Raw genomic sequence first — 24,253 nt, 5'->3', positions numbered from 1 at the left:
TCATGACTGATCTCTTTGGCGATGATGATAACGCACCGGCTGAACGGGGTCAGGCTGACTCACCGCTGGCAGACCGCTTACGTCCTCGCACGCTACAGGAAGTCGTGGGTCAGGATCATCTGACCGGCCCTGAGGGGGCGATAGGGCGCATGGTTGCAGCAGGGCGCCTGTCGTCTATCCTTTTCTGGGGACCGCCCGGAACGGGAAAGACCACAATCTCCCGCCTGTTGGCCGATGCAGTCGGAATCCGTTTCGAACCCATCTCGGCTGTGTTTTCCGGCGTGGCCGATCTAAAGAAGGTCTTTGCCGCAGCACGCGATCATGCTCGTATCGGCCAGAAGACGCTGCTTTTCGTCGATGAAATTCACCGCTTCAACCGGGCCCAGCAAGACAGCTTTCTCCCCTATGTAGAAGACGGCACCGTCACTCTGGTCGGAGCTACGACGGAGAACCCCAGCTTTGAACTGAACGCTGCTCTTCTTTCGCGTACCCAGGTGCTGATCCTGCGGCGTCTCGATAGCGATGCGCTGGAAAAATTGCTGACACGGGCTGAGGAGTTAGTCCAACGCCCCCTTCCCTTAACGCTTGATGCGCGGGAAGCCTTGATCGCCAGTGCCGATGGCGATGGTCGCTTTCTGCTCAACCAAGCCGAGACATTATATTCGGTATCGATCCCTGAGCCGCTCGATCCGGCAGGCTTATCCGCTTTGCTCCACCGGCGGCTTGCTGTGTACGACAAGGATCGAGAAGGTCACTACAATCTCATCTCTGCGCTTCACAAATCCCTGCGCGGATCGGACCCGCAAGCGGCGCTCTATTATCTGGCAAGAATGCTGACGGCCGGCGAACAGCCGCTCTATGTACTGCGCCGACTTGTGCGCTTCGCAAGTGAGGACATCGGCCTCGCCGACCCACAAGCGCTGGTGCAGTGCCTAGCTGCTAAGGAAGCCTATGATTTTCTGGGCTCCCCAGAAGGTGAGCTGGCCATCGTTCAAGCTTGCCTCTATTGCGCGACAGCGCCCAAATCCAACGCGGCCTATGTTGCACAGAAAGCGGCGTTCAAGGCGGCGCGAGAGACAGGGTCGCTGATGCCCCCGCAGAATATCCTGAACGCTCCTACCAAGCTGATGAAAGATGTCGGCTACGGCAAGGGCTATGCCTATGATCATGATGCGCCGGACGGTTTCTCCGCTGCAAATTATTGGCCGGACGAATTGCCCCCACAGGCATTTTATCAACCCACAGATCGCGGCTTCGAACAGCGCATAGCCGAGCGTCTCGCATGGTGGGACGCGCGCCGCGCCGAACAACGCGACAATTGACGCTCTGCGACATCCGCTTCGATCATTTCGCCGTCATTGACTGGTCCGGGCAAGCCGTGGAACGGCCTGCCGGATTGGCACTTGCCCACGCAACTGGGGGTGACGCGGCCCCTACCCTTTTACGTCCCGAAAGGGGATGGACCCGGCCAGCCCTTGCGCAATGGCTTGCGGAGCATGGGCGTGCGGGGACGCGCATGCTGGTCGGCATGGACCTTTCTCCCGCTTTTCCCTTTCTAGATGCGGGCGGCTATTTCCCTAGCTGGGACCAATCACCCGCCGATGCTCCGGCGCTTTGGCAGTTTGTTGACGCACTAAGTGCTAACGATCCGCATCTATCCGCCAACAGCTTCCTCCTCCATCCCGAAGCCCGCCGCCATTTTAGGCAGTTAAGGGATTGCGGCGATCTGTTTCCTACGGGACGCGGACGCTTTCGGGTGTGTGAGCATGGCCAGGCGGCCATGCGTCTTTCGCCCTATAGCTGTTTCAATCTGGTGGGTGCGGCGCAAGTGGGGAAGTCCAGCCTGACCGGGATGCGGGTTCTCCATCGGTTGAGGGGGTTAGTGCCGATCTGGCCATTCGACCCGTTGCCGGATCATGGGCCAGTAATCGTTGAGATTTATACGGCGCTGGCCGCCCGTGCCGCGGGATTACGCAAAGGCTTGTCCAAAATCCGCGACGGCGCGTCTCTCGATGAAGCACTGGCGGCATTTGGCACGCGCCCTCATGCGCCGCTTGCGAGGTATGACGACCACAGTACCGACGCAATTCTCACTACAGCCTGGTTGCGGCGGGCGGTTGCGGATGCCGCACTTTGGCATCCCGAACATCTAACACCAAAAATAGCGCAAACGGAGGGGTGGACCTTTGGCGTCTACTGATAGTATGGGCGTCGCACCAACGCGGTGAGCCGGCTTAGCACAGTGGTAGTGCAGCGGTTTTGTAAACCGAAGGTCGGGGGTTCAAATCCCTCAGCCGGCACCAGCGTTCATTCCGGTCAAGGCGTTCAGGGCCCACCACCCTGGTACAGCAGCGATGCATAGGAACGTCCCAAGCGGTATGCGCATGGCGGGATCGAGGTTGCGTGTGCGCATAAGGCTTACACCTACCACAACCAAGGCGGTAAGGCTGGCCATAAGCAACACGAAGGGCAGAGCCTGCCATCCGAACCACGCGCCTATAGCGCCCAGCAGCTTGGCATCGCCCAACCCGAGGCCTTCGCGACCGCGCCAAGCCTTGTAGCCCAATGAGATCGCGACCAATGCACCGTATCCTGCGGCGGCCCCGATAACCCTGTCGACTAGGGCAATGTCAGTCGTCCACATACCCAAAGTCAGGCCAAGGAAAACCAGAGGTAATGTTATTGCATCCGGCAGCCAGAAGTGACGCCAGTCCAGCACGGCCAAGGTCAAAAGCCCCCATCCGAGCATTGCCCAGCCTGCCCCTTCCAGAGTCGGGGCGAGCATAAGCGCGATGCCACCGATCAACGCGCATCCCAATTCAACCGAAAAGTGCAATGGGTCGATTGGCTCTCCGCAGCGCCGGCAGCGCCCTCGGTACGCCAGTGCACTTAATAACGGGACCAAATCCATTGGCCCGAGGACAACACCGCAACTATCGCACGCTGATCGCCCTTGTGCCACTGAGCGTTCCTCTGGCCAGCGGAGGATGAGGGTCGCAAGGAAGCTGCCGATAATCGCACCCGCAACAGCACCCATGCCGAACGCCCACAGTGCGTTCACAACGTCCCGTCGATCCTTAGCGTATAACCATCCCCGGCCTGCTGAAATCCCATAGCGCCCAATCCCTGCCCCAAGGCGGGATCACTGCTCGTTATGCGCATTTCAGCGGTGTAATGGCCATCCGCGTTGATACGCAGGTTCAGCTTCTCCAGCCCCGATTGACTGACCAGCGGCAGCAGAATGGAAGACCCATCACATCGCACATCCCCGCTCAAACCTTGGCTCAGATTCAAACCGGGTAGTTCACCGGCAATCGAGGCTTTGACCCGCCCTTCGGCATGACCGCAGGCTCCACCCGAAAAATATGCACTCATATCGGTGAAAGTTATACTGCTGATCGGCAACGGCGCCAAGGCGGCACCGACGGGCAGATTACCCGTCACATCATCCAGACCGATACGCCCAAATCCAACGGTCAGCGCGCCTTCAATATCGTCGGGCAATCCAGCCTTGCGACCAAGATCGAGCCGCGCCCGCCCGACCAACAACTGGATCGGCGACAAACCAGCATGCACCGTGCCGACCGACACGTCGCCGACCATCAACTGGTCGATCCGGCCATACCAAAGGCTGCCCTGAACGGCGCGCGCGCTAACCCCCTGCCCTTCCAAGCCAAATAAGCCGATTGCCAAACGCAGGGGAAAGAATGCGACCAAGCCCAGAACGAAGGCACCAAGCAAACCAAGCTTTGCACGCCGTGAAAGAACGGGCCTCATCATTGGCCTGCCCTCTTCAACACGGCCCGCACGGAAATCGTCCCGGCAGTCGGGGCTGGTTGAACCGTCAGCGTTTCGACGACAATGCCTTGCGCTTCGAGCGCGGAGATCCAGCCAAACAGAGCCGTAGGACGCGCAGATGCGATGGCCAGTTCGACCCGGTCTTCTCCCTGAGCCTGCGCACGTTCGAGAGTGAAGCCCGCTTCACCTGCGCTTTGGCCGACCATCTGATCGAGCGAGCCCACAGCGGCGACAGCCTGCTGGGTTGGCAAAGCCTTCAGCGTCTTGACCTTTGCCCGTATAGAGGCGTTGCGGTCCTGTGCCTGTGCCTGCCGTTCCCGCGCGTTGGCCAATCCTGCCTCAACCGGGCGAGCGATGGCCAGCCACAGGAACACAACGAAGACCAGGACGCCCATTACCCCGACCAGCATGCGTTCGCGCTGGCTCAAGTCAGCCCACCAGTTTTTGAGAGCGCTCATGGCCGCACCGTTATGTTGGCCAGCACGCGACCGCTGGGGTCCTGCGAAGATGTCGCGGTGATCGTAAAACCCGATGCCTGCAATGCCAGCAGCACGACATTGATATCGTCGGCTTTCGGCGCCGCCAGTGTCGCTTTCAATGTCCCATCCTGACTGCGGTCGAGTAAAGTCAATCCAACCGACGGACTGCCCCGCATGGCTGCATAAAGGCCCGCCGTAGGGCCGGAGAAGCCATAAGCACCGGTGCCGCGCTTGATCAGTTGCTGATCGACTTGGGTTGCCGCATCAATGGCATCTACGGCATTGGGCGCGACCTTGCGGGCTATGGCGAGGCTTTCGGCATCGAGACGGTCGGCGTCAACGTTGAGCTTTATGATCGCTATCAAGGCAATCAGCAGGCTGACCAACGCTACGAAGCCACTCCACATGACGATCCGCGCGACTTGATCGCGGTCGACGGTCATGCGGGTCCGTTTGGCAAAATCGCCTTGGCGCAGGTTGATTGCCGGGTGCTCCAGCGCATCGATCATAGCCGTTGTAACGGCATCGGCTGGCAAATCCTGAACAACCGCGTCAGCCACCAGAAGCGAGGCAATCGGATCGTCTTCTGCCACGATGATGCCGTTGCCGCGTAGCAGCGTCGTATCGCCGACCGTCCCGCGCGCAAAGCTCTCCAACGGGTCGGGTAGCAGCAGAGCAGCCGGGATGATGACGTCGGGATCTATCCCATTATGCTGAGACCAGAGCAACCAATGCTGCAAATCGGCGCGAGCGGTGACGGCGACTAGATGGGGCTTGGCAGGATCGTTTTGCTCGTCGGTCGCCGCGGCCATGGTGTCGGCTTGCCCGATGCTGGTATCGAGCGCGGTGAGACGCGCCGCTGCCCGCCCTTGCCGCGCCGGAAGATCGGGCATCTCCACCCAATGCAGCGTAGTCGCCGCAGCAGGCGCCACCAGCATAGAGACACTATTCGTGGGCAACTCTCGGAGGCCACAAGCGGACAACCAGTCAGCGCCTTTCCCACGCTGAACAACCGTTTGGTCGATCACGCGCATCCATTCCGGCTCGGCATCAGCCTTCTGCGGGAGGACGATTATCAAAGCATCGCGGCCGCTCATGCGCTTTCGCCCCAGTAACGATACACAAGCTTGGCAGGCATAGAGGGCTGCGCGTCAATTAACGCTGTCTCGCTCAAGTCCATGCCCCCCAATTCTACCTCAATATCGACACGGAACCATCGGCTGGTCAACTTCACCTGCGCACCGACCTCGCCAGAAGGAATGATCCCTGCCCGTCCTGGAAGCGCCCAAAATGTGTTGGGGCTCCCATAGCCATCCGCCGGGCGTTGCGCCAGCCATAGTCGCGCTTGTTCGACCGTCACTTTTCCCGGCAGGAGCATGACGAACAGCGGCGCCTGCTGCGGCAAGAGGGTGTTGACATTGATGGGTGAAAGATCGCTGATCGGCAGCGCGCATATCCAGGGACGCAATATGCCATACAGCGCTGGCGTAACGCCCTGCACCGCGCGCAATTCGCTGGGATCGGTCATGATCCGGTTTGCTGCGCGATAAGGCTGCGCAAGGCCAAGATAGACTTCGTCTTCTCCCCCACCCGGTTGTGGTACGGCGTCGGTATCGATCCAGTCGGCCAGGGAGGCCGCTACAATCTGCGCCTGCCTTGGATCGATTGCCAATGCCTGCATCAGTGCCTCGAACTGGCTTACGCCGACCGGGCGGACCTTAAGATTTTCAGGGTTATCGCCAGTAACCACGCTATTAAGATTGAAGCAATTTCCGCTGTCGGTCACACGCGCTGTTGCGCTGCCGCCGGGCACCGGCAGTTGTTGCGGGGTGCCGAGCCAGTTGCCTGCAAGCGTGGTCTTGCCGGGCTGCGCCGCGACGAGATCGGCGATACGCAACTTGGCGATGTCTTCGGCAGCGTCGGCATAGGCGCGCGCCTGTGCCTGCAGCCCGGCGTTGCCTGTCAGCCGGGTTGCCAGAGTTACCCGCTCCAGCGCGGTCGCAGCAATGACGGACATCACGGCCACTAGGAGCAGCACAGTGAGGAGCGCCGCACCGAGTTCATGGTCTTTCGGCTGCTTACCCACCGGACACCGCCCCGGGCAAAGCGCGCTCTTCCGGTCCTGGGCCAACCGCAAATAGCATAGTGAGCGCGGAACCACCGCTTCGCACCAGGTTCATCTCCACAGCCCGCGGTAATAGATCGGGTTGTTGGGGTGTCCAGACATTGAGCCAATCGCCACGGGCATTACGGAATCGCAGCGTCACCGACTGGACGCCTTCCAGTAGAGCGGCAGGGTCAACCGCCACGCCGCCATCCACCTGATCGTAGGTACGCCGCTCGAGCTTCCCCTGGCGAAACCAATATTCGACCTTTTGAAGGGAAGAGCGGGGCGCATCGCTGAAGTTGCTGCGTCCGGCGCGGATGAATTGCATGATGGGTGCCGCCTCGCCTTGCGGATTGGCGAAAAATGCTGGAGCCAGTGCGCCGGTTTCCGTGCGGCTGATCCGCGATACCGCCTGCCCCAGATCGGCGGAAAGTGCGCCATCCATGCGTTCCAACGCCGCCATGTCATCGAGATGCGCCTTGATCGCACCCTGCGCCGATACGCTATTGCCAAGCAGCAACACACCCGCTCCCGCCAGCATGGCGAAGATCGTGAGGGCGACGAGCAGCTCGATCAGAGTGAAGCCATTGTTCCGCACGGTAATCACTCAACCCGTCGTACGAAGGTGAGGACGGCGGGCGCGGTGCTCACTTGGCCCTCGACCCTTACATCGACGCGCATCAGGCGTTTGTCGTCCAAGGCGGTCGCTTCACGTGTCCAACGCCAGCGTTGCCCGGCGTTCTCAACTTCACCATCGGCTTTACCCATGCTTGGCGGCTGGGGATCGGTCTGCCATCCGACCATAAGGTTGCGCGCGACAATCTGCGCCATCACCTTGCCGTCGAGATCGGCGGCAGTGCGGATGGTGACGCCCTGCAAGCGGATCAGGGCCAGCGCAGCGAGACTGAACACCGCAAGCGCTACCAGCATCTCAAGAAGGGTGAAGCCCGATTGCTGCATCGTCCGATCAACCTTCGACATCGACTTTTCCAGCCATGTCGACTCGCACGGACACCGTCTGGTCGTCGCGGGTCAGCCTTAAATTGAGAGGGTCGGCAGGGAGCCCGGTGCTATCGAACATGACTTGTACGCGCCCAGAATCGCCCACCAGCGCGGTCGTGCCTTCGCGCCAGTTCGTCGTAACGAAGGGCTTGTCTTCGACCGGCACCCATTGTCCTTCCCGGCGACGTTCGAAACCATAGCCCGATGCGGACACCCACACGGCGATAGGCTGTGCCAGCACGACGGCGTTGTCGCGGGCGGCCAGTGTCCGTGCAGCGAAGCGCTCCGCATCGTCCATGACACGCCCCCGAGGATCCGGGATAGCAAGCAGCACGGCGGCCGACGTGAGGCCGATGATCGCGATCACCACCATCAACTCTACCAGCGTAAAGCCTTGCTCTCTGGCTTTAGATCTCGCTGGAATAGATGTCGGCATTGTCACCCTCGCCGCCCGGCTGGCCGTCGGCACCCAGCGAATAGATGTCGAACGGTCCCTTTTTGCCAGGTACGGAATAGCTGTAAGGACGGCCCCAGGGATCGGCCGGCAGCTTCTTGATGTAGCCGCCACGGCGGTAGCGGGCCGGTTGGGCCAGCGTCGCAGGGGGCGACAGGAGCGCCTGCAACCCTTCGGTGCCGCTTGGATAATTGAGGTTGTCGAGGCGGTACTGATCAAGCGCCTGCTCGATCGTCGCGACGTCGGCCTTGGCCTTTTCGACGCGGGCCTTGTCGGTCGCGGGGATGACGTTGATCGCAACGATGGTCGCCAATAAGCCGATGATCACAATCACGACGAGAAGCTCGACGAGCGTGAAGCCGTGTTCGGCGGAACGGCGCGAGAACACGGAGCCGCGTTCTGCGGCGCGATGGGTGAAGGGGGACTTCATGGACTTAAACACCTGTAAGGCTTTGCAATTGCAGGATGGGAAGAAGGATGGAGAGGATGATGACGGCAACTAGGCCGCCCATCAAGATAATGATGATCGGTTCCAGCATGGCTAGCGCAGTGGACGTAAAGCTGTCGAACTCCCGTTCCAGATAATCTGCCGCGCGTTCCAGCATGGTGTCGAGCCGTCCGGCGGCTTCTCCGCTGGCTGTGAGATATACCAGCAGCGGTGGGAAGACCCCTGCACGACGCAACGCCGCTGACAGGCTGCCGCCGCCGCGAATGGCCACGACGAGGTCGTCAGAGGCACGGCGCAGGACGCGATTGTGAACGGTGTTGGCGGTCAGCGCGAGCCCTTCCATCAGGGGCAATCGGCTGGCGACCATAGTGGACAGCGTACGTGCAAGGCGGGCGGCGTGAAGATCGCGGATCAGGCGACCTATGACTGGCAGGCGCAACAAAAAGCCATCGAACCGATAGCGGATTGCGGGCTGCCGCAGGGCGTACCACCCGGCCAACCCGGCAAATAAGCCGACACCTAAAAACACATACCAGTAGTTTACCAGCATGTTGGATATGCCGATGACTATGCGCGTAAGCAACGGCAATTGTTGACCAATTGTATCAAATTGCTCGACGATTTTGGGGACGACAAACACCATCAAAGCAATCACGACAGTAACCGCGAACACCGCAAGCACGGTCGGATAGGCGACGGCTGTCGTCACCTTCGACCGGATAACCGCTTGCCGCTCCATCAGGTCGGCGAGACGTTCCATAATCGTGGGAAGGCTGCCGGAGCTTTCGCCTGCGGAGATCATCGCGCGGTAAAGCGGCGGGAAGCTGCGGGGATCGGCACCGAGCGCGTCGGACAGACGGCGGCCTTCCATTACCCCGGCATGCACCCGACCGATGACAGCGCGGACGTGATCCTGCTCACTTTGCCGAGAAATGGTACGCAGCGATTCTTCAAGCGGGCTGACCTGCACCAGCGTCGAAAGCTGACGGGTGAACAGCGTCAGTTCCTTGGGCGACAGTTTCTTGCCACGACGGGCGAGCAGAGCGCGTCCTGCCGGGGCCGTCGCGGTCAGACCCGCATCGACCTTGACGACGAAAAGCTTGCGCGCATCCAGTCGCGCCTTTGCGTCGTCGATCGTGTCGGCACGCACCTTCCCTCGCTTCTCGCGACCCGCCGGGTCGATGGCGAGATAATCGAATTCAGGCATCGGCTTTTACAGCTTCCGGCTCGGCTTCGCGGCGCGAAATCCGGATAGCTTCCTCGGCCGTAGTCTGACCGTCACGGACCAACGCTCTAGCCGCAGACCCCAGATTGGGCGCGTTGAGGAAGGCGTGACGCGCGATCAGCGATTCATCGCCGCCGTCGTTGATAAGCCGACGAATGGTGTCGTCGATGCGGATAGCTTCGAACACGCCGATGCGGCCCTTGAACCCTGTCTCGCCGCATTCCGGGCACCCCTTCGCTTTGTAGACGATGGTCCCCAGATCGAAGCCGAGCAAGGCGGAGGCGGATTTGTCTGCTTGTACCGGCTCACGGCAATGCTGGCACAAGCGTCGCACCAGCCGCTGAGCAATCACAGCGCGCAGCGTGGAGGCCAGCAGAAACGGTTCGACGCGCATGTCGCGCATCCGGGTGATGGCGCCCACGGCATCGTTGGTATGGACAGTGGACAAAACCAGATGGCCAGTGAGCGAAGCCTGTACCGCGATCTCTGCAGTCTCACGGTCACGGATTTCGCCGATCATTACCACGTCAGGATCCTGACGCAGAATCGCGCGAAGGCCCGCCGCGAACGTCAGCCCGACCTTGGGATTCACCTGCGTCTGGCCGACGCCGTCGATGGCGTATTCAACGGGATCTTCGACGGTCAGAATATTCCGGCTACCGTCGTTCAACTGGCGCAGGCCGCCGTACAGCGTCGTCGTCTTGCCCGAACCGGTCGGCCCGGTGACCAGGATGATGCCATTGGGTTCGGCCAGCGCCTCGCGGAAAATGCGGTCGGCATTGCCGGTCATCCCCAACACATCGAGCGACAATCCGGCATTTTCCTTGTCAAGAATACGCAGCACCACGCGCTCGCCAGCGCGGCTTGGCAAGGTAGAGACGCGCACGTCGAGCAGCTTGCCACCCAGCGTTAAGCCGATACGTCCATCCTGCGGCACGCGGCGTTCGGCGATGTCGAGGCGCGCCATCACCTTGACGCGGCTGACGACCACTGGCGCGACATGCGGCGGCATGCGGAGCGTTTCCCGCAATACGCCGTCGATCCGCATCCGGACAACTAGGCCCGTTTCATAGGGCTCAATATGAATATCCGACACACCCTGCCGCGCGGCTTCGGCAATGATGCCGTTGATCAGGCGGATGGCAGGAGCGTCGTCTGCGCTGTCGAGCAGATCGTCGGCGGTGGGAATGTCCCCAGCGATCAGGTCCAGTTCGTCGGCACCGACTTCCATCGACCCGGCCATCGCCGCAGCGCTGCCGTCCATCGCATAATGCTGGGACAGGTGCTTGTCGAATTGCACGTCATCCACAAAGCGCACGTCGAAGCTCTGGGCGAGGTGACGACGCACCTCAAGGAGAACACGGGGATCGCCGCGTTCGCGGAAGGCCACCGCCAGACGTGCACCTTCCTCAACACCGAGCAAAACGACCCCGAACTTGCGCGCGAAGCCGTAAGGAATGTCGATCAGACGCGGTGCGATATGCGGCGAGATAGCGAGCGGATTTTCAGATACGATCGAGTCATCGTCGGGACCGCCACGACCGATTTTCATGCGCCGCACTCCTGAAGGTGCGCGCCATCGAAATAAGTCGACACGTGCAATATCATTTCGGTGGCTCGCTTGGCGGAATGGCGACGGGGCGGACCACGCTGGTCGAGGATTTGACTTCCGGCGTCGTCACTTCTGGTGCGGTAACGCTGCCCGGAGCCGTCACATCGCCTGCCTGAACCGGTACGGGCGGCGTGGTACCCATGTAATCGCGCAGCAGCTCGTCGAGGCTCGGTTCGCTGTCGGGATTGCTAAGCAGTTGCTGGCCGCGAATATAGCCGTAACGCTGCGCAGTCAGCCGCTGAGCATCTTCCTTGCTACGCAAGATCGTTGGGCGGATGAAGACCATGAGGTTCGTTTTGGCGCGCGACCGGCTGCGCGACTTGAACAATTCGCCGAGCAAGGGAATATCGCTGAGGAAGGGAATGCGTTCGATCGTACGGCGCTCGTTGTCGTCCAGCAGACCGCCCAGTGCCAGGATTTCGCCATCGTCGACGGTGACCGTAGTTTCAATCTCGCGCTTGTTGATGATGAGGTCGCTGCTGTTGCTGGAAACAGGCCCCGCGATGCTGCTGACTTCTTGCCGCAGGAACAACTTGATGGCGCCGCCTGCGTTGATCTGAGGCTTCACCTCGAGCTGCACACCGACATTCTGACGCTGTACAGTACGGAACTGATTGTCGAAATTCTGGCTCAGCGCTTCGCCGGTCGTGACCGGAACTTCCTGCCCGACGAGGATGCTGGCCTTCTGATTGTCGAGCGTCATCACCGAAGGCGTCGACAGGATATTGCTGTCGGTGTCGCTGCGCACGGCGTTGATGATCGCACCAAACAGGCCGTTTTTACCGATGTTGGTCGCGAGCCCGCCGAATCCGCCGGTGGCGTTGAGCAGGGAGTCGACAGCGGCCTTTTGCAGCGTACTGGAAAGATCGCCGTTTTCGGTGGTGCTGGTGGTCGTGCGCGTACCGTCCGGCGCGACAACCGTCGTCGTCGTCTGGCCAAGTTTCGTGGACGCATATGCCCCGGCAAGAGTCAGAATGTTGGGATTGGCGTTGCTGTAGTTAGTCGCAGCAAAGCCGGTTTTGGTGCTACCCAACAGGAATTGCACGCCAAGCTGGCGCGCTGCGCTGTCGCCGATTTCCACGATGATCGCTTCGACCAACACCTGTTCGCGGCGTGTATCGATCTGGCGAATCGTTTCGCCCAACATGCGTTGTACATCGCTGTTAGCGGCGACGATGATGGCGTTGGCACCTTCATAACGGGTTACGATGGCCGGGCCGCGTGTGGATATGCCGCCGCCCGATGCCGGACTGCTCGATACCGAAACGGGCGCCGGGGCAGCAGCCGGGGGTGCGCCCTTCGCGCCTGACGCGCTGGACCTCGCCGCTTCGATGGCCTGTGTGCCGCCGCCCTGACCGACGAGCTGCTGCAATACGGGCAGCAGCTTTTCTGCATCGGCATGTTCGAGCCAGAATACACGAATTTCGGTGCCACTGGCCGCTTGCTTATCCAGGCTGCGCGCCATGTTGGCGAGGCGGGCGACAGTGCCCGCATCACCGCGAATGGCAATCGCGTTACTGCTGTCGATGGGTACAACGGTGGCTGCTGCCCCTGCCCCGGCCCCGCCTTCACCGCCCCCGCCATTGCCGACGAGCGCCTGCAGCGATGTTGCGATTTCACGGGCGCCTGCATTTTTCAGCATGACCATTTCAGTCGCGGCGGTATCTCGGTCGATCCGACCGATCACCTGGCGGATGCGCTGGATGTTATCAGCGTAATCGGCAACGACGATGCTGTTTCCGGCGCGATTGGCGGTAACCGATCCATCGCGGCTCACGAGCGGGCGCAGTGTTTCCAAAGCCGACGCTGCGTCAATAGAGCGCAATCGGAACACTTCCGTAACGAACTGATTGCGACTGGCGGCGCGCCCGACGCTGCTCGGCTGACCGGCAGCGCCTTCGGCGGGTTGAATGCGATAGGCACCGCCCGCTGAAGGCACGGCGACAAGGCCATTGGCGCGCAGGGTCGAAAGGAAAATTTCAAAATATTCAGAACGGCTTAACGGGCGATCCGTGACGACCGAAACCTTCCCCTGAACCCGACTGTCGATGATGAACGTTCTGCCGGTGACCCGCGCCGCGTCCTGGATGAAGGCCCGGATATCGGCGTCGCGAACGTTGAGCGTTTGCTGGGCCTGAACAGGCGTCGAGAATGGTGCAGACAGCACCAGCGCAAGAGCGGCGCCACGAAGAAAGAGCTGTGTTTTCATGAACCTTGCAATGTCAGGGCGATGGGAACGGTGCTGGCGCCGCGCTCCACGATAAGGGAAAGGCGCGCGCCGGGGGATATCTGCCCCTGAAGCACCTGAAGGTCAGACGCGCTGCTTATGGGACGACCGTTGATCTGCGTCACGATGTCACCTGCCAGAAATCCGGCGCGCTGAAAGGCCGGACCTTTTGGCGACAGGACAACGCCAGTGATACGGCCGCTTTCGCTCCGCGGGCTGAAACCGATGTCCGATTTGATCGCGGCGGCCGTAAGATCCTGCAATGCTACAGGGGACGGTACAGATTGGCCGGTTCCGCCGGATGCCGGCGGAACCGATGCAGGATCGGCCACTGGCGCTGCCTGCGACTGGTCAAGGAATACGGTTTCCTCCGCACCGCCGCGATCGATGACAATATGATCGAAGGACACAGATTTGAGCTTTACGCCGGGCAGAATTTCGTCCCCCACGGCGAAGCTGTTTTGCACGCCATCGGGCGTCGCGATTATTGCGCTGCCCAACCCCGATCCTTCGTTCACGCGGATTCCATACACGGTAATCGAAAGGGACGTGACGACCGGCGTGCCACTGGCAGCGTTCGGCGTGCGGAAAAAGGGATCGAACTGTGTGAAGAGCGTTTGCCGTTCCGCTGTCGATGGAATGACTGCCTGACGACCCTGCCAGTTGCCAAAGCTGTCCACGGGCGTGACAATTGCCCAGACGAGGCGCGCGATCTGAATCGCCAGAAGCGCGAGCATGAGCCATTCGAGTGCCGCTACGCCATTGATGCGCTGCATATCGGGTCGCGGCAAACGCCGGACCAAAGACACCGATCTGGTCCGCAGCATTTCGGTCATCGCAATCTGCATAGCTTTAGCGATCCCTTTGGCAGTAAGCGCCGACGGCGTGGTGCTAGGCGTCTATTCTTACGCTTACATGACGCAATTGCGACAGTTTTATTGCAGTGCATCAACCCGTTGGCGGCGGCAATAATTTTGTTTAGGCAAGCCACATGGCTTCTCCATCCGACCTATGGCGCGCAGACGCCGATGCCGCGCGGATCGCCGCCCATCCCGGTGCGATGCGCTTTCCCAACCGCGATCTGACGCTGTTCATCCAGCGCGACTTTCTGTCAGGCACGCAATGTGCAGAACTGATCGCGCGGATAGAGAAGGATCGCCGCCCCTCGACCATCGCCGATCCCAATGGGGACGGGTATTTTCGGACGAGCGAAACCTGCGATCTCGATCCTCTGGACCCGTTCGTTGCGAACGTCGATCGCCTGATCGCCAACTATGCCGGGATCGACCCGATCTACGGCGAGCCATTGCAGGGTCAGCGTTACGCCGTGGGACAGGAATTCAAGGCGCACACCGATTACTTCGAGCCGCATGGCACTGACTTTGCCAAATATTGCTCCGTCGCAGGCAACCGCACCTGGACGTTCATGATCTACCTGAACCTGCCCCAAGCAGGCGGCGCGACGCGGTTCACCAAAGTAGGCAAGACGGTGCAGCCGGAGTCGGGCAAGCTGCTGGCGTGGGACAATCGCAACGCGGATGGCACATTTAACCCCGCTACGATCCATCATGGAATGAAGGTCCGTAGCGGGGTCAAATATGTGATCACGAAATGGTATCGCGAACGACCCTGGGCGTGAGCCCAAGGCCGTTCTTATTGGCGATTAGAACTTGTAGCTGGCACCGAAAGTAAAGGCGCGACCCAATTTGTAGGTGTTCACGTCAATGCGGTTCGTTCCGTTGGTCTGATATTCCTGGAACTTGGTGTTGGTAAGGTTGCGGCCTTCCAGCTTCAATTCGAGTTCGCGGCCATAAAATTCAAAGCCTTCGCGCAGCACGACATCAAGTTTGATGCCGGGCTTTTCAAAGATATCCGGCTGATTTTCCGGTCCACGATTGGTCACGCGCTTGCTGGCGTAAGTCAGCAGGATCGTCTGTTGCGACAGGCGGTCGGTATCTTCGAAACCCAACTGCAAGTTGACGAGATGCTTGGATTGACCCGTGAGCGGTGCGCCGTCGTCGAAATAATCCGAGGCATTCCGCACTTCGCCAAATTCACCGAAGGGGAGAATGATCTTGTCGTTGGCCCCCACCTTGATCTCAGATTCCGAGTAGGTGTAGTTGCCGATCAGCACGAGCCGACGGCTGGCAAAAGCCTTCGAATCCGACAGTGTGTCGAGTGGCACGAACTTCTGGACTTCCAGTTCTGCACCATAGAGCGTTGCCTTCGGTGCGTTGGCGAAGCTGGCTGTCAGCGATCCCGACGGGATGAACGCGAAGGTTTCGATAGGCTTGTCAATCTTCTTATAGAATCCACCCAGGCTGAAGCGCTCGCCACGACCGAAATACCATTCGTAGCGGGCTTCTACGTTGAAGAGTTTGCTGTCCTGCAGGAACGGGTTGCCGAAGAACTGACGGTCAGCATCGACATCCTGGTACAACTGGCGTGCAAGCTCACGGAACTGCGGACGGGCGATCGTCTTCGACGCCGATGCGCGCAGTTGCATGTCTTCCTTGAAGTTCCAGGTGATCGTACCGGCGGGCAGCCAATAGCTGTTCGTGATGCGAGTGGGCTGAAGGAACGTAAGGTCGTTGCTGTTGAAGAGGTTGGTCGGCGTTACCGACTGATCGCCATCTTCATACCGAACACCGCCGGTGACCCGCAGGCCATCGACCAGTTCTGCTTCGATCTGCCCGTAACCTGCATGGACCTGAAGCGCGGCGTCGAAAGCGGCAGCCCCCGACTGGCCCGACGTTTCCGTCAGCAGGATGTTGTACGTCTGGATATTATAATCCGAAAGCAGATAGTCGGGACGTTGCTGCGCAACGGCCAGGTTAAGCGATCCCGATGGCAGGAAGCGGAAATCGCGACGCGATGAACTGCGCTTCGTGTCATTGAAAGCATAGCCGCCAGTGATCGAGACCGGGATGCTCGTGGGCAGACGATAGGACAGATCGATACCGGCGCCGAAGACATCTTCGTTGAGATCACTGAAGGAGATCCGAGCATTCTGATTGACCGAACGAAGGTCGTTCACGAAGTCGTTGATGCCGTCCTGCCGTGTGAACGCATAAGTGAAGCTCCGTTCATAGGGCGCTTCACGTTGCGAATTGGCATAAGTACCACGCAGGTCGAGACCGAGATCGCCGAACTTGAATTCACCGACCAACTGTGTGGCGATAAGCTGACGCTCATACCATGCGGTGTCCTGCTTCAGATTCTCGATATCGTCGCTGCTCGCGATTAAATCCGTACCCCGGGACAGCTTCGCCTGCTTCACGGTGTCGCGGATGTAAAGGTTGGTCCAGCGGATCTTGTTCTTGTCGAACTCAAGACCCAGACCCAGCAAGCCGTTCACCACGATCCGATTTTGCGTCAACACCGAACGATAATCATTGCCGATGGCAAGATCCGTGCTGTTCGAAAACTGCTGGATAGCATCGCGCGTCTGCCAGCCGTTACGATAGCCCGCCGAGACAATGAGCCCGAGATCCGCGCCGCCCAGATCGTAGGTATCGCCACCGGAAATTTCAGCGGAGAAATTGGCCGGGATATTTCCGTTACGCTGCACGACGCTCGTCGCGCTATTCAGAAGGCTCGTCCCGATGGTCTTGAGCTGGGCGGGCGAGAAATTAGCGCCTTCGGAAATAACATTGCCGCTGTTCAGGGCAGCCTTCAGAGGTTGCGGAATGTCACGCGCGCCGCTGTCAAAACCCGTCCAATCCGACTTGCTACCATAATAGGTGTAGCCCAGCTTCCCAGTGGTTTCGAGGTTGGCACCAACCGAGGCGCTAAGCGTTACGAAACCTTCTTCGGGTTGCGACTTGGTGGTCAGGTTGATGACACCGCCGCCGAATTCGCCCGGGTAATTGGCGGAGTAGCTTTTTTGAACCAATGCGGACGCAAGAACGCTGGTCGGGAAAATATCGAGGGGAACGACGCGCTTCAGCGGCTCCGGCGAAGGCAGCGGAAGACCGTTCAGCAATGCCAGCGAATAGCGATCGCCCAGACCACGCACATAGACATAGCCGTTGCCGACAACGCTCAAGCCCGTAACCCGGTTGAGAGCTTCGGACACGTCGCCATCGCCCGAGCGCGCGATATCCGCCGAAGACAACACGGAGATGACTTCCGCAGTTGCCCGAACTGGCTCAGGAATGAAGCGACCGGTAACGACAATATCCGCGCCGATGTCGCCGCCAGTCGTGGAAATGTCGACCTGCTCTTCTGCAGGAGGTGTGCTGTCCTGCGGACGGTCCGCCGCAGGCGGAGCAGCGGAAGTCGGCGCGGCGGGCGCGCTTCCGGCAGAGGTTTGGGCAAAGGCTGCAGGTGCAGACAATGCTGTGGTCAGGAGCAGCAGGCACCCCAGGCTGAGCGGCTTCGACATTGCTAATCCCCGAATTAGAATAAAATAGGCTTACGGGGCAGCGGCGCATCGCGTCCGCTACCCCGTTTCAGGCCGTTATGCTTAGGTGGTAGGCAGCGCGGTGCAGAGCGAGTTGCTGCCGAACGTTGCTGTCGAAGAGTCGCATGTCCAGCCACGATACCAGGTGTCGTTCGCGTCCTTCACGGCCCCGATGTACGTCGTGGTGTCGAAGAAAGTGCTGAGCGTGCGAGCGTCGAATGGCGTGACCGCCGTTTCATTGGCGCCGTTCACGAAGATGCTGGCCAACGTCGAAGTACCAGCGGCGGTGTTGCCGTTCGTGCCGGTGCCGAAGATCGTTGCGATCTGTGCTGCGGTAACGTCGGTATCGTCTTCGAACGGATTGGTGCAAGCCAGATACATGGAACGGAATACCGGCGGGCCAGCTTCGTCCGTACCCGTCGCTGCGATCGTCTGCGCATTGTCGATGTCGAAGCAGTTCGTGGCGCCCTTGATCGTGCCGTTGATGAAGCTGTAGTCAGCTCCACCATGCAGCGTGACGGCGCGGGTGCCGTTGTTACCGACCAGTGTGAAGTTGGCGAGGCGAAGGTTCTGACGCGGCAGGCGATCGACGTTACCGGTCGAGTCGATCTCGAGCAGACGGTCACCAACCGAACGCTGTACGGCGATGACATACTGGATGAACGCCTTGTAACCGACATCGGTGTCGAGGCTGTCATCTTCGTTGCCGGTGAGAACCAAGCGCTTCATGTTAGTGCGGCCACCGAACACTTCGATACCATCGTCCGAGCTGTTGTGGACCTGAATGAAGCTGATGTCCGTACCCGAACCCGTGCCGCCCAAGGTCAGACCCTGAAGCTCGCTGCCTGCCGACAGTTCGAAACCGGAGTAGCGAATCTGTACATAGCGCATCGTGCCGCTGTTATCGGCAGGCGCAGCGCCGCCGAAGCGAACGTCCGTGGTACCTTCCAGAATGCGTTCGCAAGTGGCGTTACCACCGTCGGTGTCGGGATTGGCAAGGCAGTCAGAGATAGGCGCGCGACCGAGGAGAACGACGCCACCCCACTGGCCCGAGCTGGTGTCGGTTGCGGTGCCGAGGACATTCTGACGCGACGTAAAGATGATCGGCTGCGTCGCGGTGCCGACGGCATTGATGCGGTTGCCGCGATTGACGACCAGATAATCAAGGCCACTCGATGCGAAGATCATGACGCCTGGATCGATCGTGAGGGTAACGCCGGTGGACGTGCTGGCACCGCCTGCATCCGTACCGACATTCACACGACCGGAAAGCGAGTAGATGACGCCGGGCTGTTTCGCCAGGGCAAGGCTCGTGGCCAGCGTACCGCTGAGTTCGCAGTTACGGAAGTTGCCGATCACACCGCGATCGGTGAAGGGGCCGGTCGGACAAGCCGCGGCTGCCGTCGGCGTGGGGGTCGGTGTAGGCGTGGGCGTGGGCGTGGGCGTGGGCGTGGGCGCCGGGATGACAATCGTGCCTTCGCCGGGCGAAGCAATGCTGTCCGCACCGCAGGCGCTCAATGCTGCACAGGCGCAACCTGCAAGCAAAATTGTCGAAATGCGTGAAATCTTGGACATAGTGTCTCCGCTCCGGCCCTGACCGGGATGTGAATTGGCTGCGGAGCGCCAAGGGGAATAATACGAATCAGCAAAGCCCCCTGCCGCCCTCGAAGCGGCGACTAGGCTCTGCTGATGACAGGTTGATTGTATTCACGTGTCGTTTTGGCGACAGTAATGTTACTGATTTGTGTCCGTTATGACGAAACGATGACACGCCCTGCGAATATGGGCGGATTGGAGCGCTTTAGGGGCTACCCCTTCAACGCCTCGCGATTGACGAAGAGCCCATCCATTTCGATCAAGCAGGGGAAATGCCCCTTATTATTCGCAAAGAACGCGCTGGGGGCAAAACCCTGCGCATCCATAAGGTCTATCATGTCGCGATAGCCTTTCCCTCCGCGATAGAGCGGCTGGATCGCCAACTCAGTCTGGATAGCGATCATGTCGCTCAGCAGATTGCCCGCCCCTTCGCAGACGATGCTGTCATGGCCCTGCGTATCCATCTTGAGCAGCGTGCGGGAGAAGCCATGCTTGGCCTGCAATTGCGGATATAGCCCATCCAGCCTCTGGCACTGCACATCGACGGTCTGGGCGACCTTGTTCCGCTCGACAAAGATCGGGTCCATCCGTTCGGCTGGGACTTCCAGCGAACTGAACTGATTGGCCGCCATCACATTGAATTGCGCCGTGCCGTCTGTATTCGACAAGGCGACGTTGAAGGCATGCCAGTACGGATCGCGCGCAGCGTTGCGTTCCAGTGCGGCAAATACCTGCGGGTTGGGCTCGAACGAGAGGATTGTGCCTTTGAAGCCGACATCGCGGCGTAGCATGGTGGCGTGCTGACCGGCATTGGCCCCGACGTCGATGATACAGTCGATATCGAATGCCGCGACCAGCCGCCGCAATTGCAAAACTTCGGGATATTCGTGCACCCGGCCGCGCAGCGAAAGGCGCAGGGCCAGCCAGCGGTCGCGCAGTTCACGTTTGACGCGGGGACTCATGCGTTGGCCTTCCCGCCGCGGGCGGCGATCGCCTGTGCCTGCTGATACATGTCCACCGTTGCCGATCCTGCCTTGTCCCAATTGCCGAGGCGATGCCCCAGCGCCGCTACGCGGTTGCCCATTTCGTGCCTGATGGCAGCGCTCTGGAGTATCGGCAAGAGGCTCTGCGCCAATGCGTCCGCGTTTTCGCAAGGGACAAGTGCGACCGCATCCTCGTCCCGTAGCGAAGAAAATAATCCTGTATCGGTACAGACCATCGCTTTGCCACAATGCAGCGCGGACAGGAATGCACCGCTGGAATCGATGTGCCGATACGGGAAGACCAGCAGGTCCGCGCTTTCGATCCATGCCGACAGGCGGCTTTCTTCCAGGAAGCCAAGGTCGGTGTGGAGCGATTGCGCGAAACCGGCGTCGGTGACGCTGGCCAGCATGGGGGCGATGTCCATGAACGGTTTTCCCGCAATCGCGAGTTCGAATTGTGCACCCTTCCGCCACAAGGCGAGGCAGGCTTCGATCAGCAGGTCGAGGCCTTTATAGGGCCGGATCGTGCCGAAGAAGAGTATGCGGGGTGATTGCGGTGGCGGCATGGCAGCGCGACTTGCATCGGTCGCAGGCGCAAGCTGCATGGGGGGATGCGGGATGATCGCGATACGTTCGGACGCAACACCTTTACTGACGAGCGCGTCCTTCGTGGTCTGGCCATGAACGATCAGCCGGTCGAAGTGGTCCAGAAGTTCCGCATAGCCTCTGCCCTGCAAATTCGCGTCGCCATGATAGGCGCTGGCATTATGGACAGTGTGGACGAGCGGAACGCCCGTATGGCTTAGGCGACGCAGGATATGTCTGTCGGCGGGCGCGAAGGGTAGCCATTGATAGTGCACGACATCGGCGCTCGGTTTTGCGCCGATCAAACAATCGGCGAAATACTCCGCCGCCTTGATTGCGCGGAACTGGAGGCCCTCGCCAACGAAACGGCGAGCGGTTTCACCGACGCGGAAGTAGCGCGGGCTGTAGCGATAGTTTTGCGGAAGGATCGCGTCGGTCGTTCTCAGCGGACGTCCAAGCAGCGTAACGTCATGCCCTTCCGCGCCCAATGCCGCACACAGGCTGTCGTCATAGCGCCCGGTAAACAGCGATGGATCGACCATGGCGATCTTCATGCCTTCACGCTTTGCGTAAGACGGCACAATGCGAAGGCATGGAGCATCCCGGTGCCGAGGAACGTCATAAGCAATAGAAGCGAAAAGGCCTCTGTGAAAGAGACGCCATTGCGCGCGGCGAGTGCGGCCAACGGTACGGAGAGCACCGATCCCGCCAGAAAAGGCAAAGACTGGCGCAGCAGCAATCTGAACCGTCCCAGAGCCGCCTGCACATAAACCGATACGCATGTGATACTCAGACCCAGCAACAGCAGCGCTATACCGGCCAGATCGACCCGATCAACGATCAGCTTTCCATCGAACAAGGAAAGCACCAGCACCCTGCCGAAGACGATGAGGGCAATGCCGATGGCCAACGCCATGCCGCCGCCAGCGATCACGGCCCGGAGTAGCAATTGCCTGAACCGCGCAGCATCACCACGATACCAGGCCGAAGTCAGGCGCGGCAACGCCGCCTCGATCATTGCGCGCACCAGTGCGCTGATCGAGCGGCTGACTTTGAACAGGAAATCGAACAGCAGAAGCGGGCGCGGATCGTGCGTCGCCAGTGCGATCAGGAAATACGGCGCGTTGTAGGCCACGACCTCAGAAACCGTGAGTGCGGCAGAAGCGCCGAAGTCTGCCAGATAATGCCGCCGCACATGTCCTCCCCCCACGCGAAGCGCAAACCAGTGTCCGGCCCGCAGCGCCATCCGACGATGCAGCAGCAACAAAGCCATGCCGATAGCGCTGAAACTGACCAATAGTTGGAGAAGCACCGACACGGTGAGGTTCAAGCCCACCAATGTTGCCACCAACAGCGAAAGCAGCACCAGCCGCCGCGCCATATCCAGCCCTTCCCAGAGCATATTTCGGTCCACCGCAGCCAACGCACGCTTGGCGAGCGTCGCGAACAGATTGAGGCAGGCCGTCAGGAAAAACAGCACGAACAGCCATGGGTATTGCGTCGAGATGATACCCAGCAGGATCGCGCCGATCATCGCCAGCGTCGCGGTCAGCGTCAGTCCACCAAGCAGCGCGACCAGAACGCCCAGTTCCTCCGGCCGGAAATCGCTCGCCTCCCCTTCCCCACGCGCGGCGAGCCAGTGCCGCCGCAGGCGGTTATAGGCGATGCTCGTCAGCCCCAATTCCGCCGAGACCGTAAAATTACCGAACGCCACCAGCAGCAGGAATGCCCGGAATTCCTGAATCGGCAGCAAGCGGACAAATACATAGGTGACGGCAAAGCCCCACAGCATCGCCAGCGCCACATTGGCCAGCTTGACCAGTGCGAGGATACGCGCCGACCCTTCCAGACGTGCAACAATGGACATGGGGTGGCCGGACAGTTCAGTATGCCTTGTCGTGGACCAGCACACGCAACGTCGCCAGCACGATGCGGATATCGCGCCAGATCGACCAGTTGGTCACATATTCCAGATCGGATTGCAGCCGATCGATCAGATCCTGATGCACATTGGTCGCGCCGCGATGGCCGCGCACTTGCGCCAAGCCGGTGATGCCCGGCTTGATGCAATGCCGTTGCCAATAGCGATCGTCGACTTCCCAATACAGCTTGTCGGCTGCCTTGGCCGCAGCGGCATGGGGGCGCGGTCCGACGATGCTCATGTCGCCTTTCAGGACATTGAATATCTGCGGCAGTTCATCAATGCTGGTCCGGCGCAGGAAACCGCCGATCCGCGTGACACGCGGATCGCTGCGTTGGGTAAGCTGCGCGGCGGCATGGTCCGTCATGTCGGCCCGCATCGTCCGGAACTTGTAGATCGAAAAAAGCCGTGCATCTCGCCCGAGCCGCGGCTGACGAAACAGCACTGGACCGGGACTGGTCAGCTTGATGGCGATAGCCACGGCAATAAAAATAGGGGACAGCAGGACAGTGCCCGCGCTCGCGACGATCATATCGAACAGGCGCTTGATGATGCGGTCACGATATTGCAGTGGGCCGCCCGCCACGACCAATGTCGGATGCCGCTCATATTCGTCAAGCTTGGCCGGTGCGAAACGCATCAACTCGGGCACAAGAATTTCGCCACGCGCCTCAAGCGATTTCAAGGCTATCGACCAATCGTTGATACGCGCGCTTGGACAAGCGACGATAACCCGTTCGGCATGACCAACCGCTGCGGCAAGGCGAGCTGCCATCTCGGCGTCGTGGCGCGCAGGATCTATGCCCAGTTGTGAGGCATCCAACACGCTGGTTTGCGTAATAGGAGAAAATGGGACGCCATCCACGATCATAACTGCGACCGCAGGCATTTCCCCTATCAGCGCAGGGACAACCCGCGCCAGAATAGGCCGTAGCGCGACAAGCCCAGCCATGCTGAAACCGACGCCGACGAGAAAGGTCAGGCGCGAAAGCTGCTCGGCGATCTTCCCGAAGTATATGATCACGAGCATCAGCATGATTGCCTGCATCAGCGCCCAACAGGCACGCATGGCGGTAGCGCGCGGCGTCGCCAGACTGCGCACCCCATATACGCCCGCCTGCACAGCCAGCAAGGCATAGACCGGGGCGATCATGGCGAACATGACCAGGCCGTGCGGCTTTGCAGGCTCGCCTACGAACTCGCCAATGACGAGCAGGTTGGCGAGCGCAAACGCAGCGAACAAAATGGCGATGTCCGCGATCAAGCTGATCAGATACAATCGCACACGCAACGCCGAAAGTGTCGGGCCACGCTGTTGCGTTATCATCTGATGGACAGGTGCATTCACCTGAACTTCCCTAAAATCATCATGCCGAGCAGGCTCGTAGCACTATTATCGGCGTATCGGAAT

At 60.2% G+C, this 24,253-nt stretch carries 22 protein-coding genes and 1 tRNA gene; 4 read left to right on the top strand and 19 right to left on the bottom strand.

Going from position 1 to position 24,253, the window contains the following annotated elements; all coding sequences use genetic code 11:
• The first annotated feature begins 2 nt into the window (after positions 1-2).
• The 3 genes from LQ220_RS06325 (at position 3) to LQ220_RS06315 (ending at position 2,303) form a co-directional block, all read left to right on the top strand.
• Complete coding sequence (locus LQ220_RS06325) at positions 3-1,322, top strand: replication-associated recombination protein A (protein WP_230187455.1); 1,320 nt, start codon at positions 3-5, stop codon at positions 1,320-1,322.
• Positions 1,319-2,200: a hypothetical protein gene (locus LQ220_RS06320; RefSeq protein WP_230187454.1), complete on the top strand. Its 882-nt coding sequence runs from the start codon at positions 1,319-1,321 to the stop codon at positions 2,198-2,200. Before LQ220_RS06325 ends, LQ220_RS06320 begins: the two co-directional genes overlap by 4 nt.
• A gap of 28 nt (positions 2,201-2,228) precedes the next feature.
• Positions 2,229-2,303 (top strand) — tRNA-Thr (locus LQ220_RS06315).
• On the opposite strand, the gene LQ220_RS06310 is transcribed toward LQ220_RS06315, so the two are convergent.
• The 13 genes from LQ220_RS06310 to LQ220_RS06250 are packed head-to-tail and all read right to left on the bottom strand — an operon-like array spanning position 2,291 to position 14,179.
• Positions 2,291-3,061 (bottom strand): A24 family peptidase, encoded by a 771-nt coding sequence (locus LQ220_RS06310; RefSeq protein WP_230187453.1) that lies wholly within the window; start codon positions 3,059-3,061, stop codon positions 2,291-2,293. The genes LQ220_RS06315 and LQ220_RS06310 overlap by 13 nt on opposite strands.
• Positions 3,058-3,780: a type II secretion system protein N gene (gene gspN, locus LQ220_RS06305; RefSeq protein WP_230187452.1), complete on the bottom strand. Its 723-nt coding sequence runs from the start codon at positions 3,778-3,780 to the stop codon at positions 3,058-3,060. The genes LQ220_RS06310 and gspN overlap by 4 nt, the downstream gene beginning before the upstream one ends.
• Positions 3,777-4,256 carry a type II secretion system protein M gene (locus tag LQ220_RS06300; protein WP_230187451.1) on the bottom strand — a complete coding sequence of 160 codons (480 nt, stop codon included), beginning with the start codon at positions 4,254-4,256 and terminating at the stop codon, positions 3,777-3,779. The genes gspN and LQ220_RS06300 overlap by 4 nt, the downstream gene beginning before the upstream one ends.
• Positions 4,253-5,374 (bottom strand): type II secretion system protein GspL, encoded by a 1,122-nt coding sequence (gspL, locus tag LQ220_RS06295; protein WP_230187450.1) that lies wholly within the window; start codon positions 5,372-5,374, stop codon positions 4,253-4,255. Before gspL ends, LQ220_RS06300 begins: the two co-directional genes overlap by 4 nt.
• A complete protein-coding gene (gene gspK, locus LQ220_RS06290; protein WP_290369018.1) occupies positions 5,371-6,363 on the bottom strand; it encodes a type II secretion system minor pseudopilin GspK in 993 nt (330 codons plus the stop codon). Before gspK ends, gspL begins: the two co-directional genes overlap by 4 nt.
• Positions 6,356-6,991 (bottom strand): type II secretion system minor pseudopilin GspJ, encoded by a 636-nt coding sequence (gene gspJ / locus LQ220_RS06285; protein ID WP_230187449.1) that lies wholly within the window; start codon positions 6,989-6,991, stop codon positions 6,356-6,358. The genes gspK and gspJ overlap by 8 nt, the downstream gene beginning before the upstream one ends.
• Complete coding sequence (gene gspI / locus LQ220_RS06280) at positions 6,988-7,365, bottom strand: type II secretion system minor pseudopilin GspI (RefSeq protein ID WP_230187448.1); 378 nt, start codon at positions 7,363-7,365, stop codon at positions 6,988-6,990. The genes gspJ and gspI overlap by 4 nt, the downstream gene beginning before the upstream one ends.
• A complete protein-coding gene (locus LQ220_RS06275; RefSeq protein WP_281822596.1) occupies positions 7,352-7,822 on the bottom strand; it encodes a GspH/FimT family pseudopilin in 471 nt (156 codons plus the stop codon). The genes gspI and LQ220_RS06275 overlap by 14 nt, the downstream gene beginning before the upstream one ends.
• Entirely contained in the window at positions 7,794-8,270 is a 477-nt protein-coding gene (gene gspG / locus LQ220_RS06270) for a type II secretion system major pseudopilin GspG (RefSeq protein ID WP_230187447.1), read from the bottom strand. The genes LQ220_RS06275 and gspG overlap by 29 nt, the downstream gene beginning before the upstream one ends.
• Before the next feature lie 4 nt (positions 8,271-8,274).
• Positions 8,275-9,495, bottom strand: coding sequence for a type II secretion system inner membrane protein GspF (gene gspF, locus LQ220_RS06265; RefSeq protein WP_230187446.1), 1,221 nt, complete (start codon positions 9,493-9,495; stop codon positions 8,275-8,277).
• The gene (gspE, locus tag LQ220_RS06260; protein ID WP_230187445.1) at positions 9,488-11,065 is read right to left on the bottom strand and encodes a type II secretion system ATPase GspE; all 1,578 of its coding nucleotides are present in this window, start codon (positions 11,063-11,065) and stop codon (positions 9,488-9,490) included. Before gspE ends, gspF begins: the two co-directional genes overlap by 8 nt.
• Before the next feature lie 52 nt (positions 11,066-11,117).
• Entirely contained in the window at positions 11,118-13,334 is a 2,217-nt protein-coding gene (gene gspD / locus LQ220_RS06255; RefSeq protein WP_230187444.1) for a type II secretion system secretin GspD, read from the bottom strand.
• On the bottom strand, positions 13,331-14,179 hold the full coding sequence (locus LQ220_RS06250) for a type II secretion system protein N (RefSeq protein ID WP_230187525.1): 849 nt from the start codon (positions 14,177-14,179) through the stop codon (positions 13,331-13,333). The genes gspD and LQ220_RS06250 overlap by 4 nt, the downstream gene beginning before the upstream one ends.
• 164 nt (positions 14,180-14,343) lie before the next feature.
• Here LQ220_RS06250 and LQ220_RS06245 point away from each other — a divergent pair, with 164 nt between their 5' ends.
• The gene (locus LQ220_RS06245; protein WP_230187443.1) at positions 14,344-14,991 is read left to right on the top strand and encodes a 2OG-Fe(II) oxygenase; all 648 of its coding nucleotides are present in this window, start codon (positions 14,344-14,346) and stop codon (positions 14,989-14,991) included.
• A 24-nt stretch (positions 14,992-15,015) separates the two neighbouring features.
• Here the strand turns inward: LQ220_RS06245 and LQ220_RS06240 are convergent, their stop codons facing one another.
• From LQ220_RS06240 to LQ220_RS06215, 6 genes are all read right to left on the bottom strand, one after another.
• Entirely contained in the window at positions 15,016-17,739 is a 2,724-nt protein-coding gene (locus LQ220_RS06240; RefSeq protein WP_230187442.1) for a TonB-dependent receptor, read from the bottom strand.
• Between the two features lie 81 nt (positions 17,740-17,820).
• On the bottom strand, positions 17,821-19,332 hold the full coding sequence (locus tag LQ220_RS06235; protein ID WP_230187441.1) for a hypothetical protein: 1,512 nt from the start codon (positions 19,330-19,332) through the stop codon (positions 17,821-17,823).
• Positions 19,333-19,565: 233 nt separating this feature from the next.
• Positions 19,566-20,315, bottom strand: coding sequence for an FkbM family methyltransferase (locus LQ220_RS06230; protein WP_230187440.1), 750 nt, complete (start codon positions 20,313-20,315; stop codon positions 19,566-19,568).
• Entirely contained in the window at positions 20,312-21,475 is a 1,164-nt protein-coding gene (locus tag LQ220_RS06225; RefSeq protein WP_230187439.1) for a glycosyltransferase, read from the bottom strand. The genes LQ220_RS06230 and LQ220_RS06225 overlap by 4 nt, the downstream gene beginning before the upstream one ends.
• Entirely contained in the window at positions 21,472-22,788 is a 1,317-nt protein-coding gene (locus LQ220_RS06220; protein WP_230187438.1) for a hypothetical protein, read from the bottom strand. Before LQ220_RS06220 ends, LQ220_RS06225 begins: the two co-directional genes overlap by 4 nt.
• A gap of 16 nt (positions 22,789-22,804) precedes the next feature.
• Positions 22,805-24,169: an exopolysaccharide biosynthesis polyprenyl glycosylphosphotransferase gene (locus LQ220_RS06215; protein ID WP_230187524.1), complete on the bottom strand. Its 1,365-nt coding sequence runs from the start codon at positions 24,167-24,169 to the stop codon at positions 22,805-22,807.
• Between the last annotated feature and the right edge of the window lie 84 nt (positions 24,170-24,253).

It is taken from the genome of Sphingobium sp. CECT 9361 (genome assembly GCF_918741285.1).
In the GTDB taxonomy this organism is placed as follows: domain Bacteria; phylum Pseudomonadota; class Alphaproteobacteria; order Sphingomonadales; family Sphingomonadaceae; genus Sphingobium.
Note: the sequence above shows the minus strand (reverse complement) of the source record. Positions and strands in the feature narration are given on the sequence as shown.

Coding starts and splice junctions, on each gene's coding strand:
- LQ220_RS06325 (WP_230187455.1), top strand. CDS start 3: ATGACTGATCTCTTTGGCGATGATGATAACGCACCGGCTGAACGGGGT.
- gspN (WP_230187452.1), bottom strand. CDS start 3,780: ATGATGAGGCCCGTTCTTTCACGGCGTGCAAAGCTTGGTTTGCTTGGT.
- LQ220_RS06300 (WP_230187451.1), bottom strand. CDS start 4,256: ATGAGCGCTCTCAAAAACTGGTGGGCTGACTTGAGCCAGCGCGAACGC.
- gspL (WP_230187450.1), bottom strand. CDS start 5,374: ATGAGCGGCCGCGATGCTTTGATAATCGTCCTCCCGCAGAAGGCTGAT.
- gspI (WP_230187448.1), bottom strand. CDS start 7,365: ATGTCGAAGGTTGATCGGACGATGCAGCAATCGGGCTTCACCCTTCTT.
- LQ220_RS06275 (WP_281822596.1), bottom strand. CDS start 7,822: ATGCCGACATCTATTCCAGCGAGATCTAAAGCCAGAGAGCAAGGCTTT.
- gspG (WP_230187447.1), bottom strand. CDS start 8,270: ATGAAGTCCCCCTTCACCCATCGCGCCGCAGAACGCGGCTCCGTGTTC.
- gspF (WP_230187446.1), bottom strand. CDS start 9,495: ATGCCTGAATTCGATTATCTCGCCATCGACCCGGCGGGTCGCGAGAAG.
- gspE (WP_230187445.1), bottom strand. CDS start 11,065: ATGAAAATCGGTCGTGGCGGTCCCGACGATGACTCGATCGTATCTGAA.
- gspD (WP_230187444.1), bottom strand. CDS start 13,334: ATGAAAACACAGCTCTTTCTTCGTGGCGCCGCTCTTGCGCTGGTGCTG.
- LQ220_RS06250 (WP_230187525.1), bottom strand. CDS start 14,179: ATGCTGCGGACCAGATCGGTGTCTTTGGTCCGGCGTTTGCCGCGACCC.
- LQ220_RS06245 (WP_230187443.1), top strand. CDS start 14,344: ATGGCTTCTCCATCCGACCTATGGCGCGCAGACGCCGATGCCGCGCGG.
- LQ220_RS06240 (WP_230187442.1), bottom strand. CDS start 17,739: ATGTCGAAGCCGCTCAGCCTGGGGTGCCTGCTGCTCCTGACCACAGCA.
- LQ220_RS06235 (WP_230187441.1), bottom strand. CDS start 19,332: ATGTCCAAGATTTCACGCATTTCGACAATTTTGCTTGCAGGTTGCGCC.
- LQ220_RS06230 (WP_230187440.1), bottom strand. CDS start 20,315: ATGAGTCCCCGCGTCAAACGTGAACTGCGCGACCGCTGGCTGGCCCTG.
- LQ220_RS06225 (WP_230187439.1), bottom strand. CDS start 21,475: ATGAAGATCGCCATGGTCGATCCATCGCTGTTTACCGGGCGCTATGAC.
- LQ220_RS06220 (WP_230187438.1), bottom strand. CDS start 22,788: ATGTCCATTGTTGCACGTCTGGAAGGGTCGGCGCGTATCCTCGCACTG.
- LQ220_RS06215 (WP_230187524.1), bottom strand. CDS start 24,169: ATGATAACGCAACAGCGTGGCCCGACACTTTCGGCGTTGCGTGTGCGA.